Below are 13200 nucleotides of genomic sequence, written 5' to 3' on the forward strand. Positions count from 1 at the left end.
GGAGGGAACATGGCCGAAATCCGTCAGCCGCACGAGCCCCGCCGCGCCGGGGAACCCCGGCGCAGGGACTCGGCCGCGACGAGGCTGGCGCTGCTCGACGCCGCCGCTGATCTGTTCGCCGAGCGCGGCTTCGCTCGTACCACCGTGCGGGACATCGCCGACCGGGCCGGGGCGAACCAGTCGTTGCTTTTCCGCTACTTCGGCTCGAAAGCGGCCGTCTTCGAAGCGGTCGCGGCCCGGGAGGGGCGCGAGCAGCTCGACTGCACCCCGATGGAGAAACTGCTGGACTCCTCGCTGCGCGCGATACTCCGCGAGGAGCCGGGGCACCGCCGCGACCACACGATGGTGACCCTGCTGCGCTCGCTGGGCAGCGAGGGGCCCGCCGCCGACATCGCCCATCAGCTCGGCGACGAGTACGCGAGCGCGCTCGCCACGCTCACGGACTCGCCCGACGCCGCGCTCCGCGCGCAACTGGTCCTGGCGTGGCTGGTCGGGATCGGTGTCGTACGCGATGTGAGCCGGATGGAACCGCTCGCGGGAGCGGCGGCCGACGACGTCTGCGCACTATTCTTGACGGCGGCCCGCACGCTCCTCGAGCGTACGGAGTGATCACGGCAAGGCCATGGCGGGACCACGCCGGAACGTCGGCGCGTCCATGGCGGGACCACGGACAGCGGGGACGCGGATGACGGCTGTACCGACCACAACTCTGCGCGCGGAGGCGACAGCCGCCGAGCCCGCTCTGCTGCTACGGCCCTGGGAGCGGCGGGACGCCGAGGCGCTGATCGAGGTGTACCGCGATCCGCTGCTGCGCGAGCAGACCAGGATGCCGGTGGCCAGCCCCGAGGACGCCGCGCGGTGGGTGGATGTGCACGAGCGCGGATGGGCGAGCGGGGACCGGGTGTCCTTCGCGGTCTTCGAGGAGCCGGCGGAGATCCGTTCGGCGGGCGGTTCGGGGACCGGCTCGGGGAACGCTTCGGCGGACGGCTCGGGGAAGGCTTCGACCGACGGCGGGCTGGTGGGTCATGTCGTGCTCAAGCGCGACGACCCCGGGGCGCCGACGGCCGAGGTCGGCTACTGGACGGCTGCCGCCGCGCGCGGCCACGGGGTGGCACCGCGCGCCCTGGAGGTGCTCACGACGTGGGCCTTCGAGACGTTCGGCGGCTCCGGCGGTGTCGGCCGTGTCGGCGGTGTCGACCGGCTGGAACTGCTGCACCAGGTGGACAACCCCGCCTCGTGCCGGGTCGCCGAGAAGACCGGCTACGTCTTCGAGGCGCTGCTGCCCGCGGCGCCGCCCTCGTACCCCGTGGACGGACACCTCCACGTACGAAGGAGCCACCGATGAGCGTCCGGCGCGTCGTCCCCAACATCCGGACGGGCACGGCCGAACAGAGCGGGCGGAGCGCCGAGTTCTACGGCCTGCTGGGTTTCGAGGAGGTCATGAACCTCGGCTGGATCACCACCGTCGCCTCGCCCTCCCACCCCGCGTCCGCGCAGGTCAGCTTTCTGACCGCCGACCTGACCGCGCCCGTCGTCGCCGACATCAGCGTGGAGGTGGACGACGTGGACGCGGTCCACGCTGCCGTCCTGGCGAGCGGTGCGCAGATCGTGTATCCGCTGCGGGACGAGGAGTGGGGCGTACGGCGCTTCTTCGTACGCGACCCGAACGGCCGCGTGGTCAATGTCCTCAGCCACCGCGCCGGCGAGTCCGGTACCGGCGCTCAGGAGACCCGCTGAGGCCCCGGCGCCGCCCGGCCGGCGCCACTCACGCGGCGGGAAACGCCTCGCCGCAGTGCCCGCAGCGCGCGGGATCCTGGCTCTCGCCGATACGGCCGCAGGCCGGGCAGACCTGGTCCAGCATGCAGGGCGGTTCGCCACCCTCGTCCCGCCCCCGCGCGGGCGCCACCACCCGCGACTCGGGGGCCACATCCGCGATGCGCTGCCGCATCGGACGGCGGTCCAGCGCGGCCAGCGTCTCGCCGACCAGCCGGCTCAGCGAGTACGGCAGCTCAGCCTCCAGCGCCCGCGCCGCCGCCAGCGTCGCCCGCCACTCGGTGTCGACCGCCGGGAGCAGCTCCTCCGCCTTCGGGGTCAGGCGCACCACCCGACGCCGCGCGTCGTCCTCGTCGGGGGCCAGGACGACCAGGCCGTCCCTGGTCATCCGGGCCACGGTCTGGCTCGCCGCCGAGTGCGTGACCCCGGTCGCCAGCGCCAGGTCGCTGATCGAGGCGCGGCGGCCCGGGGCGGCGGCGATCTCCCGTACGACCGGGGCGTAGCGGGGGCGGAAACCGGTCAGGCCGAGGTCCGCGTAGACAGCGGCGACGTCCGTGTCCAGCCGGTCGAGGAGATGGCGCAGCCGCGTACCGAGCAGTTCGGGGCCGGGCGCCGCCGCCGCGTCCCCGCCCGCGTCCTCGCCCTCATCAGATGTCATGCGATCCAATGTAACAGCGCTGTTGTATTGCTAGGGTCGGGCCTCCCGCATCCCTCAACTCACCCCAGGGGCCCCGATGAACCACGCGACCACCGCCGCCACGAGCGCCGCGCCGCGCACCTCGTACCCGCCCGTCGAGCCGTACGAGCAGGGCATGCTCGACGTCGGGGACGGCGATCTCGTCCACTGGGAGGTCTGCGGCAATCCGGACGGCAAACCCGCCCTCGTCGTCCACGGCGGTCCAGGATCCGGGTGCCATCCGCGCATGCGGGAGGCCTTCGACCCGGCGCGCTACCGCACCGTCCTCTTCGACCAGCGCAACTGCGGGCGCAGCACCCCGCACGCGAGCGACCCGGCCGTCGACCTACGGCACAACACCACCCACCACCTCATCGCCGACATGGAGCGGCTGCGCGTCCATCTCGGCATCGACCGCTGGCTGCTGTACGGCGGGTCCTGGGGCTCGACGCTGATCCTCGCGTACGCCGAGACCCATCCGGAGCGGGTCTCCGAGATCGTCGTCCCGTCCGTCACCATGACCCGGCGCTCGGAGACCGACTGGCTCTACCGAGGCGTCGGCCGGATCTTCCCCGAGGAGTGGGAGCGCTTCCGCGACGGCGTTCCCGTAGCCGAGCGCCCGGCCGAACTGAACAGCGCCGAGGACCTGTTGGCGCTGCTGGCGGCCTACTCCCGGCTGACGGAGAGCCCCGATCCCGCCGTACGGGAACGGGCCACGGCCGACTGGTGCGCGTGGGAGGACGCCGTACTCTCCGCCGAACCGAACGGCTCGGCCCATCCGTACGGCGACCGCCCCTCGGCCGCCCGCCGGGCGCTCGTACGCATCTGCGCGCACTACTTCTCGCACGGTGCCTGGCTGGAGGAGGGCGCGCTGCTGCGGGACGCGGGGCGGCTGGCCGGGATCCCGGCGGTCCTGATCCACGGCCGGCACGACCTGGGCGGCCCGCTCATCACCCCCTGGGAGCTCGCGCGCGTCTGGAAGGCCGCCCGGCTGGTCGTGGTCGAGGACGCGGGCCACAAGGGCAGCGCGACGGTGAGTGCGGAGGTGGTCGCGGCCCTGGACGGTTTCGCCGCCGCCCACACCGGCACCGAAGCCCAGCCCGGCCGACAGGACGGCTGATAACACCGGTCGGCCGCCGAGGGGGGCTTGCTTCGAGTGCGCTCCAACGCGTTGGGTGGGGAGTCATGAAGTACACACAGCTCGGACGCACCGGACTCAAGGTCAGCCGAATCGTGCTCGGGACGATGAACTTCGGTCCCCTCACCAACGAGGCCGACAGCCACACCATCATGGACGCCGCGCTCGACGCGGGAGTCAACTTCTTCGACACGGCGAATGTGTACGGCCGTGACGCGGGCAAGGGCCGTACCGAGGAGATCCTCGGCACCTGGTTCGCGAAGGGCGGCGAGCGGCGCGACAAGGTCGTCCTCGCCACCAAGGTCAACGGAAACATGGGCGGCGACGGCCAGGCGTGGCCCAACCACGACAAGCTGTCCGCACTCAACATCCGCCGTGGGGTCGAGGCCAGCCTCAAGCGCCTCCAGACGGACTACATCGACCTCTACCAGTTCCACCACATCGACCGCGCCACCCCGGTCGAGGAGATCTGGCAGGCGATCGACACCCTGATCGCACAGGGCAAGATCCTTTACGCGGGCTCGTCCAACTTCCCCGGCTGGAAGATCGCCCAGACCAACGAGAACGCGCGCCGCGTCGGCTCGTACGGCCTGGTCAGCGAGCAGTGCCTGTACAACCTGGCCGAGCGCCGGGCCGAGATGGAGGTCATCCCTGCCGCGCAGGAGTACGGCCTCGGTGTGATCCCGTGGTCGCCGCTCCAGGGCGGTCTGCTGGGCGGCGCGATCCGCAAGGAGCGCGAGGGCGCGACCGGCGGCCGCACCACCGAGCGCCTCGCCAACACGGCGCTCCGGACGCAGATCCAGTCGTACGAGGACCTGCTCGACAAGCACGGCATCGACCCGGGCGAGGCAGCGCTCGCCTGGCTGCTCACCCGCCCCGGGGTGACCGGCCCGATCACCGGACCCCGGACGATCGAGCAGCTCGAATCGGCGCTGCGGGCGGTGGAGCTGGAGCTCTCGGACGAGGTTCTGGCGTCGCTCGACGAGATCTTCCCGGGCACGGGTCCCTCGCCGGAGGCTTTCGCCTGGTGACCAGGTGACCGGGTGACCGGGTGACCGGGTTACATCGGCCCGAGCCGCTGTCCCCGCCGCTGCCGGGGGCGCGATCCGCGCCTCCGGCGGCCGGCCGGGGCCTGTCGCCGGCCGGCCTATCCGACCGCGGCCGCCACGGCCACGATCACGAACATCAGCACAAGCACACCGGCCATGATCCGGTTCCGGGTCTTAGGGTCCACCTCTGGAGGTTAACGGCCGGGCTTGGGGTGGCCCGGCGCGGGGCCGCCCAGCGGGGAGCGGGCGATCACCTCGTAGCGGGGCTGTTCGGCGGGGACACCGTCCACCGGCAGGTTGCTGCGTACGAGCGCCAGATCGGCCACCTCCCACGGCGTACCGACGAAGCCGTCCAGCGCCTTCACATACGGACTGAGGTCCATCCGGGGGCGCGCGCCGCTGCGGGCGAGCGTGAGATGCGCCTGATACGGGTGGTGCTGGTCGAGCGGCACCCCGGCACGGCGCACGGTGGCGTTGACGCGCTCGGCGAAGATCCGCAGCTCGTCCACCCCGCCGGCGGCCCCCGCCCACAGCGCGGCGCCGGCGAACTGCCCGGCGCTCTGGATCCGGAGCGGAAACGGTTCCGTACGGTGAGCGGCCTGATCCAGCCGTTCGGTCAGCTCCGGAAGCAGCGCTTCCTCGACCTCGCCCATGAAGGCGAGGGTGAAATGCCACCCGTCGCGGTCGGTCCAGCGCAGGTCACGGGACCCGTCGCGCAGCCCGACGACGGCCCGGCTCAGTTCATCGGCGGCTTGCTCGGGCGGCAGAACGGCGGCGAACAGTCTCATACTCATGCTGTGGAGTCTGCCCCAGATACCCAGCGTGACCGGGGCGCCGTGCGTATCGTTGTACCGCTTCGGCCGCCGAAATGACCACGGCGGCGGGGAGGAGCGCCACGATGACCGTCATGGAGACCGACGGGATCGACATGGCCGGCGAGAGCGACGAGAGCCTAGAGCTGACTCTGGACAGGATGTTCGAGTGGCTTGAGGAGTTGCCCGTCCCCGAGGGGTTCAAGGCTGAGATCGTCGGGGGGAACGTCTTCATGTCGCCGCAACGGGACACGCACTGGGAGATCATCCGGCGGATCGTACGAGCGCTGCAAGACAGGTTCGGCATGGACGTACGGGTCCTGTCAGATGTGAGGATCGACTTTCCCGGCCAGTTGAACGGGTTCGCGCCGGATGTGGTCAAGTTGAGCGCCAACGCCAACAAGGCCGACGGGCGCTGGCGGTACGAGGACGTGGAGTTCATCGCCGAGGTGATCGCCAAGACCACGGCCACCAACGACTACGGCCCGAAGAAGGCCGCCTACGCGATCGCCGACGTTCCCGTCTACCTGATCGTGGACCCGTACACCGGCCGGTGCCGCGTCTTCTCCGAACCGAAGAACGGCGAGTACACGGTCGACCGGACCGTCGCCTTCGGCGAGGAGATCGATCTGACCGGTACCGAGGCAGGGCTGACCATCAAGACCGACGAGTTCCCCCGCGGCTGACGCGGCACGCGGCATACCGCACACACCGGTGGCCCCGCCCCGCGGTCTCCGCCGCCGGGCAGGGCCACCGCCCCCGCAGTCGCTTACGCGGCCGTCGTGAGCTGTGCCTCTCGCGGCACGAACTCCATCCGGGGCCGCCCGTCACGTATCCCGATCCTGAGCCGTACGCCGACCACCCGGGACAGGACGAACGCGATCACCGCCGCGGCGATCAGCGACACGGCGCCTCCCGCCGCGAAGCCGATCCGGGCCCCGAAGGTGTCGGTGACCCAGCCGAGCAGTGGGCCGCCGACCGGGGTGCCGCCGACGAAGACCATCATGTAGAGGCTCATCACCCGGCCGCGCATGGCCGGTTCCGCCCCCATCTGGACGCTCGTGTTCGCGCTGATGTTGGTCGTCATGCCCAGCACGCCGATCGGCAGGAGCAGCAGCGAGAACAGCCAGACGGACGGTGCGAACGACACCAGCACCTCCAGCAGACCGAACCCCATCGCCGCGACGAGCAGCAGCCGCAGCCGCGTGGAGCGGCGCCGGGCGGCGAGCAGCGCGCCCGCCAGGGAGCCGGCCGCCATCAGGATGTTGAAGAAGGCGTACATCCCGGCGCCGCCGTGGAAGACGCCGTTCGCGAAGGCCGTCAGCCAGATCGGGAAGTTGAACCCGAACGTGCCGATGAAGCCGACCAGGACGATCGGGCCGATCAGCTCGGGCTTGCCGCGTACGTACCGCAGCCCCTCCCTGAGCTGGCCCTTGGCGCGCGGCACGAGCACACCCTTGTGCAGGTCGCTGACGCGCACCATCAACAGGCCGGTGAGCGGCGCCAGGAACGACAGACCGTTCAGCAGGAACGCCCAGCCGCTGCCGACCGAGGTGATCAGAACACCCGCGACGGCGGGGCCGACGAGCCGGGCGGTCTGGAAGTTGGCCGAGTTGAGGCTGACCGCGTTGCGGAGCTGGTCGCGTCCGACGATCTCGGAGACGAAGGACTGACGGGTCGGGTTGTCGACGACCGTCACCATGCCGAGCAGGAAGGCGATCAGGTAGACGTGCCAGACCTCCACGTGCCCGCTGAGCGTCAGCACGGCGAGGGCCAGCCCGCACATGCCCATCAGGCTCTGGCTGATCAGCAGGATCTGCCGCTTGGGATAGCGGTCGGCTATGACTCCGCCGTACAGCCCGAAGAGCAGCATGGGCAGGAACTGGAGGGCCGTCGTGATGCCGACGGCCGCCGAAGAGTGGGTGAGGCTGAGGACCAGCCAGTCCTGGGTGACCCGGGACATCCACGTACCGATGTTGGAGACGACGGCACCCGTCGCGAACAACCGGTAGTTGCGGATCTTCAGCGACGCGAACATCCCGCCGCCGGTGGTTTCTGTCTTGTCAGACTTGTCGATCCCGTTACGTGTCGTGTCTTCCGGTATGGCTTCCGGTACGACTTCGGACATGGCCTCCGGTATGACGTCCGGGGCCTCTGGCTCATCCGCTGTGCCGGTGTCGCCGGCCGTGCTGTCGTGGGTGGATATAGGTGCGGGGGCGGAGTCTGCTCCGGATCCCGTACTCAAAGTGGGTTCGCCTCCTTACGGCGCGCGGATTACAGGTGGGCGAGCTTCTCCAGCACGGGGGCGGCAGCGCGCAGCTTCGCCCACTCGTCCTCGTCCAGGCCCTCGGCGAGGGACGTCAGCCAGACGTTGCGCTTGCGGCGGCTCTCTTCGAGCATCGCCTCCGCTTGTTCTGTCTGGCTGACCACCTTCTGCCGACGGTCGTCGGGGTGCGGCTCGAGTCTGACCAGCCCCTTGGCTTCGAGCAGCGCCACGATGCGGGTCATCGACGGCGGCTGCACATGCTCCTTGCGCGCGAGTTCGCCCGGGGTGGCGTGGCCACAGCGGGCGAGCGTGCCCAGCACCGACATCTCGGTGGGGCTCAGCGACTCGTCGACACGTTGGTGCTTCAGACGCCGGCCCAGCCGCATGACGGCGGATCGGAGAGCATTCACGGCGGCGTCGTTCTCGTCGCCGTGGGACAGGTCAGGCATGTATTTAGCGTAACTCATTACTCTACCTAAATACACCAGGTAGCGAGACGGATAGATCACTCGTACGAGTGAGAATGCCCCGAAAAGCCTTCCGGCGCGCGGCGTACGCCCGCGACCCTGAACGGCATGGGATCGACAGTGCTCAGCCTGCGGATAGACGGTGAGCTGCTCGACCGGCTCAGGCGGCATGCCGCCATACGAGGGATGAGCGTCCAGGACTACGTCGTCCAGACGCTCGTACGCGACGACTTCGACGAGCGGTTCAAGTCGGCGGTGGACGCCACGGAGAAGTTCTACGGCGTGCAGTAGGCGCGGAGCCCGCGCGCGGGGGCGCGTACCCGTACCGCACGCGTCCGCGTACGTGCGTACGTGCGTACGTGCTGCGTGCGTACGTGCTGCGTGCGTACCGCGTCGCCTACCTGGCGAGGCCCAGCGCCGGCATCGCGTAGTAGAAGACGAACACCGCCGACACCGCGTACATCGGCACCGGGACCTGGCGGCCCCTCCCCGCCGCCAGCCGCAGCACGCAGAAGCTGATGAAGCCGATGCCGATGCCGTTCGTGATCGAGTAGGTGAAGGGCATCAGCACCATCGCCAGGAAGGCCGGCACGGCGACGGTGTAGTCGCTCCAGTCGATGTCACGCACCGAGCCCGCCAGGATCATGAAGCCGACCGCGAGCAGCGCCGGCGTCGCGGCCTGGGACGGGACCATCGTCGCGAGCGGCGTGAGGAACAGCGCCACAGCGAAGAGGACGCCCGTCACGATCGAGGCCAGACCGGTCCTCGCGCCCTCGCCGACGCCGGCCGTGGACTCCACGAAGCACGTGCTCGCGGACGACGAGCTGGCGCCGCCCGCCGCCACCGCTATGCCGTCGACGAAGAGGACCTTGTTGATCCCGGGGAACTTGCCCTCGGCGTCCATCAGCCCGGCCTCGTCGCCGACGCCGAGGATCGTGCCCATCGCGTCGAAGAAGCAGGACAGCAGCACGGTGAAGACGAAGAGGACCCCGGTCAGTATCCCGACCTTGTGGAAGCCGCCGAAGAGACTGAAGTGGCCGATGAGCCCGAAGTCGGGGGTCGCGACCGGGTTGCCGGGCCACTTCGGGGTGGTCAGGCCCCAGCTCGGCACGTGCGCCACCAGGTTGATGATGATCGCGACGACCGTCATCACCACGATGGAGATCAGGATCGCGCCCGGCACCTTACGTATGATCAGTATGAGCGTGAGAAGGGCGCCGAGGGCGAAGACCAGGACCGGCCAGCCGTCGAGATGGCCGTTCGCGCCGAGCTGGAGCGGCACCGTGGTCTGGGCCGCGTCCGGGATGCGCGAGACAAAGCCCGAGTCGACCAGGCCGATCAGCAGGATGAAGAGGCCGATCCCGATGGCGATGCCCTTGCGGAGACCGGTCGGCACCGCGTTCATCACCCGCTCCCGCAGCCCCGTCGCCACCAGCAGCATCACCACGAGCCCGGCGAGTACGACCATGCCCATCGCGTCGGGCCAGCTCATCCTGGGGGCGAGCTGGAGCGCGACGACGCTGTTGACACCGAGGCCGGCCGCCAGCGCGATCGGCACATTGCCGATGACGCCCATCAGGAGGGTGGTGAAGGCGGCGCTCAGCACGGTGGCGGTGACGAGCTGGCCACTGTTGAGGTGGTGACCGTAGATGTCCTTCGCGCTGCCGAGGATGATCGGGTTCAGCACGATGATGTAGGCCATCGCGAAGAAGGTGGCGAAGCCGCCGCGCACCTCACGGGCGACCGAGGAGCCGCGCTCCGAGATCTTGAAGTAGCGGTCCAGGCCGGTGGCCGAGGAGGGCATGCGGAACCTCAGTCGTCGTACGAGGGGTGAGGTCCGGTCAGATTCGGACCCTTGATCGAACAAAACCAGTCAGACAGAAACCGTTTCAGTATGAACAGATCGGTCCGAGAACGCTATCTCCGCGCGTAGACCCCTGGGCGGACTGCCCTCGCGCACTCCCGGGACCTCTCACCCGTCCCCCTCACCGCCCCCGCATAGACTGAGCCCCATGACCGGATCCCTGACGAAAACCCCCCAGCGAGAGGCGCCCCAGCCCCTGGAGGGGCCGGTCGTCGGCACCATCGTGGGCGGCACCATCCTCTGGTTCGTCCTCTTCTTCGTACAGCTTCCGTTCTACGGCTGGTTCAGCGACCACGGACACACCTGGTGGATCTGGACCTGCCTGGCCGGCGGCGGACTCGGTCTGATCGGCATCTGGTACGTACGGGGCAGGGACGCGGCACTCAAGCGCGCGGCCGCGGCGAAGGAGGCCGGGACCGACGGCGGGGACGACACCGGCAGCGGAACTGGCACCGGCAGCGGCAGCGGCTCGTCGGGCGACGCGCCCACCGTCTGATCCCGCCGCCCCTCCCCCTCGGCCATCCGCCCGACCACTCGCTCAACCGCCTGCTCAGCGGGTGAAGTCGCCCTGCCGCGCTTACCGTCGGACCATGACTCAGTGGCCGAAGCTCGACGCCGCCGGTCGGGCCGAGGCCGGCCGTGGCCGTGCCACCGGGCTGACCGCCACCGAGGTGGCGGAACGGGTCGCGCGCGGTGAGGTCAACGACGTACCCGTCCGCAGCAGCCGCTCCGGCGCCGAGATCGTCCGCAGCAACGTCTTCACCCGCTTCAACGCGATCATCGGAATCCTCTGGCTGATCGTGCTCTTCGTCGCCCCGGTCCAGGACAGCCTCTTCGGCTACGTGATCATCGCCAACACCGGCATCGGCATCGTCCAGGAGCTGCGCGCCAAGAGGACCCTCGACGGTCTCGCCGTGATCGGGGAGGCGAGGCCGACCGTACGGCGGGACGGCGCCGCCACCGCCGTCCCCACCGCCGAGATCGTCCTCGGCGACCTCATCGAACTCGGCCCCGGCGACAAGGTCGTGGTCGACGGCGAGATGGTCGAGGCCGAGAACCTGGAGATGGACGAGTCGCTGCTCACCGGCGAGGCCGACCCGGTGCTGAAGCACCCCGGCGACGCGCTGATGTCGGGGAGCTTCGTGGTCGCGGGCAGCGGCGCGTTCCGGGCGACGAAGGTCGGCCGCGAGGCGTACGCCGCGCGGCTCGCCGAGGAGGCGGCACGCTTCACGCTCGTCGACTCGGAGCTGCGCAACGGCATCAGCACCATCCTCAAGTACGTGACCTGGATGATGATCCCGACCGCTGTCGGCCTGATCATCAGCCAGCTCGTCGTCAAGAACAACGACTTCAAGGACTCGGTCGCCCGGACCATCGGCGGCATCACCCCGATGATCCCCGAGGGCCTGGTGCTGCTGACGTCCGTCGCCTTCGCGATCGGTGTCATCAGGCTCGGGAGCCGGCAGTGTCTGGTGCAGGAGCTGCCGGCCATCGAGGGCCTCGCCCGGGTGGATGTGGTCTGCCTCGACAAGACGGGCACGCTGACGGAGGGCGGGATGGACGTCAGCGAGCTGCGGACGCTGGGCGGTGCTGACGAGCCGTACGTACGGAGGGTCCTCGCCGCGATCGGGTCGTCGGACCCGCGCCCGAACGCGAGCCTCCGGGCGGTCATCGACGCGTACGGCACCGGCGCGACAGGGCCGGGTGCGGAAGCCGCCCCCGCCGCCGGGGCCTGGCGGATCACGGACGCGCTCCCCTTCTCCTCGGCGCGCAAGTACAGCGGCGCGGCGTTCGCCGAGGACGGCGGCGAGGTCGCAGGCGAAGTCGCAGGCAAGGACGCCGGCAAGGGGGAAGCCGGCGGGGGCGAGGGCGGTCGGACCAGCTCCTCCGGCTGGCTGCTCGGAGCGCCGGACGTGCTGCTGCCGGAGGATCATCCGGTGCTCGCCGAGATCGACCGGCTCAACGAGCAGGGCCTGCGCGTCCTGCTGCTCGCGCGGGTGAGCGGTGCTCTCGGCGCGCCCGACGCCGCTGAGGGAGCGGAGGCCACGGCCCTCGTCGTCCTGGAACAGCGGCTGCGGCCAGACGCCGCCGACACCCTCGCGTACTTCGCCGCCCAGGGCGTCGCCGCCAAGGTCATCTCCGGCGACAACGCCGTATCGGTCGGTGCCGTCGCCGCGAAACTGGGCCTCGCCGGAGCCGACCGTACGATCGACGCGCGCCGGCTCCCCACCGACCCCGGCGAGCTGGCTGAAGCACTCGACAACGGCTCCGTCTTCGGCCGGGTCACCCCCCGGCAGAAGCGCCAGATGGTCGCAGCGCTCCAGTCGCGCGGGCACACGGTCGCGATGACGGGGGACGGCGTCAACGACGTACTGGCGCTGAAGGACGCCGACATCGGCGTCTCGATGGGCTCAGGCTCGGAGGCGACCCGGGCCGTCGCCCAGATCGTCCTGCTCGACAACAGCTTCGCCACCCTGCCGTACGTGGTGGCCGAGGGCCGCAGGGTCATCGGCAACATCACGCGCGTGGCGACGCTCTTCCTGACGAAGACGGTCTACTCGGTGCTGCTGGCGATCCTGGTGGTGTGCTTCCAGGTGGAGTACCCGTTCCTGCCGAGGCACCTCACGCTGCTGTCGACGCTGACGATCGGCATCCCGGCGTTCTTCCTGGCCCTCGCGCCGAACAAGGAGCGCGCCCGCCCGCACTTCGTGCACCGGGTGATGCGCTACTCGATCCCGAGCGGGATCATCGCGGGCGCCGCGACGTTCGTCACGTATCTGCTCGCCCGCCACCACTACAGCGGCCCGGGGGCGCTGGGCGCGGAGACGAGCGCGGCGACGCTGACCCTGTTCCTGGTCTCGATCTGGGTCCTGGCGATCATCGCCCGCCCCTACACCTGGTGGCGTCTTCTGCTGGTCGTGGCGATGGCGGCGGCGTTCCTGGTCGTGCTGGGGGTGCCCGCGCTCCAGACCTTCTTCGCGCTGCGGCTGGAGGGCACGATGATGCCGTGGACGGCGGTGGCGATCGCCGCGGCCGCCTCGGTGCTGGTGGAGGTGGCGTGGCGGTGGGTGGACCGGCACGTCGCGAGGACGTGACGGCCCGACTCCGCCCGACTCGACCCGACCAAGCCGCCCGACCAGCCGCGCGCCCAGCCG

General features: G+C 70.3%; 14 protein-coding genes. 9 read left to right on the forward strand and 5 right to left on the reverse strand.

Features of this window, described 5'->3' with window-relative positions; all coding sequences use genetic code 11:
- Nucleotides 1–9: 9 nt before the first annotated feature.
- The 3 genes from QR77_RS15860 to QR77_RS15870 all read left to right on the forward strand — a co-directional run bounded on the left by QR77_RS15860 (nucleotide 10) and on the right by QR77_RS15870 (nucleotide 1737).
- Nucleotides 10–609 (forward strand): TetR/AcrR family transcriptional regulator, encoded by a 600-nt coding sequence (locus QR77_RS15860; RefSeq protein WP_040022437.1) that lies wholly within the window; start codon nucleotides 10–12, stop codon nucleotides 607–609.
- A gap of 76 nt (nucleotides 610–685) precedes the next feature.
- Nucleotides 686–1345: a GNAT family N-acetyltransferase gene (locus QR77_RS15865; protein WP_040022438.1), complete on the forward strand. Its 660-nt coding sequence runs from the start codon at nucleotides 686–688 to the stop codon at nucleotides 1343–1345.
- Nucleotides 1342–1737 (forward strand): VOC family protein, encoded by a 396-nt coding sequence (locus tag QR77_RS15870; RefSeq protein WP_040022440.1) that lies wholly within the window; start codon nucleotides 1342–1344, stop codon nucleotides 1735–1737. Before QR77_RS15865 ends, QR77_RS15870 begins: the two co-directional genes overlap by 4 nt.
- 28 nt (nucleotides 1738–1765) lie before the next feature.
- Here QR77_RS15870 and QR77_RS15875 read toward each other — a convergent pair whose 3' ends face one another.
- Nucleotides 1766–2431, reverse strand: coding sequence for a helix-turn-helix domain-containing protein (locus QR77_RS15875; protein ID WP_063798039.1), 666 nt, complete (start codon nucleotides 2429–2431; stop codon nucleotides 1766–1768).
- A gap of 76 nt (nucleotides 2432–2507) precedes the next feature.
- Here QR77_RS15875 and pip point away from each other — a divergent pair, with 76 nt between their 5' ends.
- Nucleotides 2508–3569 carry a prolyl aminopeptidase gene (gene pip / locus QR77_RS15880; RefSeq protein WP_052488789.1) on the forward strand — a complete coding sequence of 354 codons (1062 nt, stop codon included), beginning with the start codon at nucleotides 2508–2510 and terminating at the stop codon, nucleotides 3567–3569.
- A gap of 65 nt (nucleotides 3570–3634) precedes the next feature.
- The gene (locus tag QR77_RS15885) at nucleotides 3635–4618 is read left to right on the forward strand and encodes an aldo/keto reductase (protein ID WP_040022445.1); all 984 of its coding nucleotides are present in this window, start codon (nucleotides 3635–3637) and stop codon (nucleotides 4616–4618) included.
- A gap of 212 nt (nucleotides 4619–4830) precedes the next feature.
- Here QR77_RS15885 and thpR read toward each other — a convergent pair whose 3' ends face one another.
- Nucleotides 4831–5424, reverse strand: coding sequence for an RNA 2',3'-cyclic phosphodiesterase (gene thpR, locus QR77_RS15890; RefSeq protein ID WP_040022447.1), 594 nt, complete (start codon nucleotides 5422–5424; stop codon nucleotides 4831–4833).
- Nucleotides 5425–5534: 110 nt separating this feature from the next.
- On the opposite strand from thpR, the gene QR77_RS15895 reads away from it, so the two are divergent.
- Nucleotides 5535–6134: a Uma2 family endonuclease gene (locus QR77_RS15895; protein WP_040022449.1), complete on the forward strand. Its 600-nt coding sequence runs from the start codon at nucleotides 5535–5537 to the stop codon at nucleotides 6132–6134.
- 83 nt (nucleotides 6135–6217) lie between these two features.
- On the opposite strand, the gene QR77_RS15900 is transcribed toward QR77_RS15895, so the two are convergent.
- Nucleotides 6218–7693, reverse strand: coding sequence for an MFS transporter (locus QR77_RS15900; RefSeq protein WP_347359779.1), 1476 nt, complete (start codon nucleotides 7691–7693; stop codon nucleotides 6218–6220).
- A gap of 29 nt (nucleotides 7694–7722) precedes the next feature.
- Entirely contained in the window at nucleotides 7723–8163 is a 441-nt protein-coding gene (locus QR77_RS15905; RefSeq protein WP_040022451.1) for a MarR family transcriptional regulator, read from the reverse strand.
- Between the two features lie 126 nt (nucleotides 8164–8289).
- Here QR77_RS15905 and QR77_RS15910 point away from each other — a divergent pair, with 126 nt between their 5' ends.
- Nucleotides 8290–8472: a hypothetical protein gene (locus QR77_RS15910; protein WP_040022452.1), complete on the forward strand. Its 183-nt coding sequence runs from the start codon at nucleotides 8290–8292 to the stop codon at nucleotides 8470–8472.
- Between the two features lie 106 nt (nucleotides 8473–8578).
- Here QR77_RS15910 and QR77_RS15915 read toward each other — a convergent pair whose 3' ends face one another.
- Nucleotides 8579–9985 (reverse strand): NCS2 family permease, encoded by a 1407-nt coding sequence (locus QR77_RS15915; RefSeq protein WP_052488790.1) that lies wholly within the window; start codon nucleotides 9983–9985, stop codon nucleotides 8579–8581.
- 220 nt (nucleotides 9986–10205) lie between these two features.
- Between QR77_RS15915 and QR77_RS15920 the strand changes: the two genes are divergently transcribed.
- Both QR77_RS15920 and QR77_RS15925 read left to right on the forward strand, forming a co-directional pair.
- Nucleotides 10206–10541, forward strand: a complete 336-nt coding sequence (locus QR77_RS15920; RefSeq protein WP_040028065.1) for a DUF2530 domain-containing protein — start codon at nucleotides 10206–10208, stop codon at nucleotides 10539–10541.
- A gap of 94 nt (nucleotides 10542–10635) precedes the next feature.
- On the forward strand, nucleotides 10636–13140 hold the full coding sequence (locus tag QR77_RS15925) for an HAD-IC family P-type ATPase (RefSeq protein WP_040022453.1): 2505 nt from the start codon (nucleotides 10636–10638) through the stop codon (nucleotides 13138–13140).
- The last annotated feature ends 60 nt before the right edge of the window (nucleotides 13141–13200 follow it).

Source organism: Streptomyces sp. 150FB (genome assembly GCF_000818195.1).
GTDB lineage: Bacteria > Actinomycetota > Actinomycetes > Streptomycetales > Streptomycetaceae > Streptomyces.

What these genes read in the sequence shown, in the direction of transcription:
- QR77_RS15860 (WP_040022437.1), top strand. Translation starts at nt 10, where the DNA reads ATGGCCGAAATCCGTCAGCCGCACGAGCCCCGCCGCGCCGGGGAACCC.
- QR77_RS15865 (WP_040022438.1), top strand. Translation starts at nt 686, where the DNA reads ATGACGGCTGTACCGACCACAACTCTGCGCGCGGAGGCGACAGCCGCC.
- QR77_RS15870 (WP_040022440.1), top strand. Translation starts at nt 1,342, where the DNA reads ATGAGCGTCCGGCGCGTCGTCCCCAACATCCGGACGGGCACGGCCGAA.
- QR77_RS15875 (WP_063798039.1), bottom strand. Translation starts at nt 2,431, where the DNA reads ATGACATCTGATGAGGGCGAGGACGCGGGCGGGGACGCGGCGGCGGCG.
- pip (WP_052488789.1), top strand. Translation starts at nt 2,508, where the DNA reads ATGAACCACGCGACCACCGCCGCCACGAGCGCCGCGCCGCGCACCTCG.
- QR77_RS15885 (WP_040022445.1), top strand. Translation starts at nt 3,635, where the DNA reads ATGAAGTACACACAGCTCGGACGCACCGGACTCAAGGTCAGCCGAATC.
- thpR (WP_040022447.1), bottom strand. Translation starts at nt 5,424, where the DNA reads ATGAGACTGTTCGCCGCCGTTCTGCCGCCCGAGCAAGCCGCCGATGAA.
- QR77_RS15895 (WP_040022449.1), top strand. Translation starts at nt 5,535, where the DNA reads ATGACCGTCATGGAGACCGACGGGATCGACATGGCCGGCGAGAGCGAC.
- QR77_RS15905 (WP_040022451.1), bottom strand. Translation starts at nt 8,163, where the DNA reads ATGCCTGACCTGTCCCACGGCGACGAGAACGACGCCGCCGTGAATGCT.
- QR77_RS15910 (WP_040022452.1), top strand. Translation starts at nt 8,290, where the DNA reads ATGGGATCGACAGTGCTCAGCCTGCGGATAGACGGTGAGCTGCTCGAC.
- QR77_RS15915 (WP_052488790.1), bottom strand. Translation starts at nt 9,985, where the DNA reads ATGCCCTCCTCGGCCACCGGCCTGGACCGCTACTTCAAGATCTCGGAG.
- QR77_RS15925 (WP_040022453.1), top strand. Translation starts at nt 10,636, where the DNA reads ATGACTCAGTGGCCGAAGCTCGACGCCGCCGGTCGGGCCGAGGCCGGC.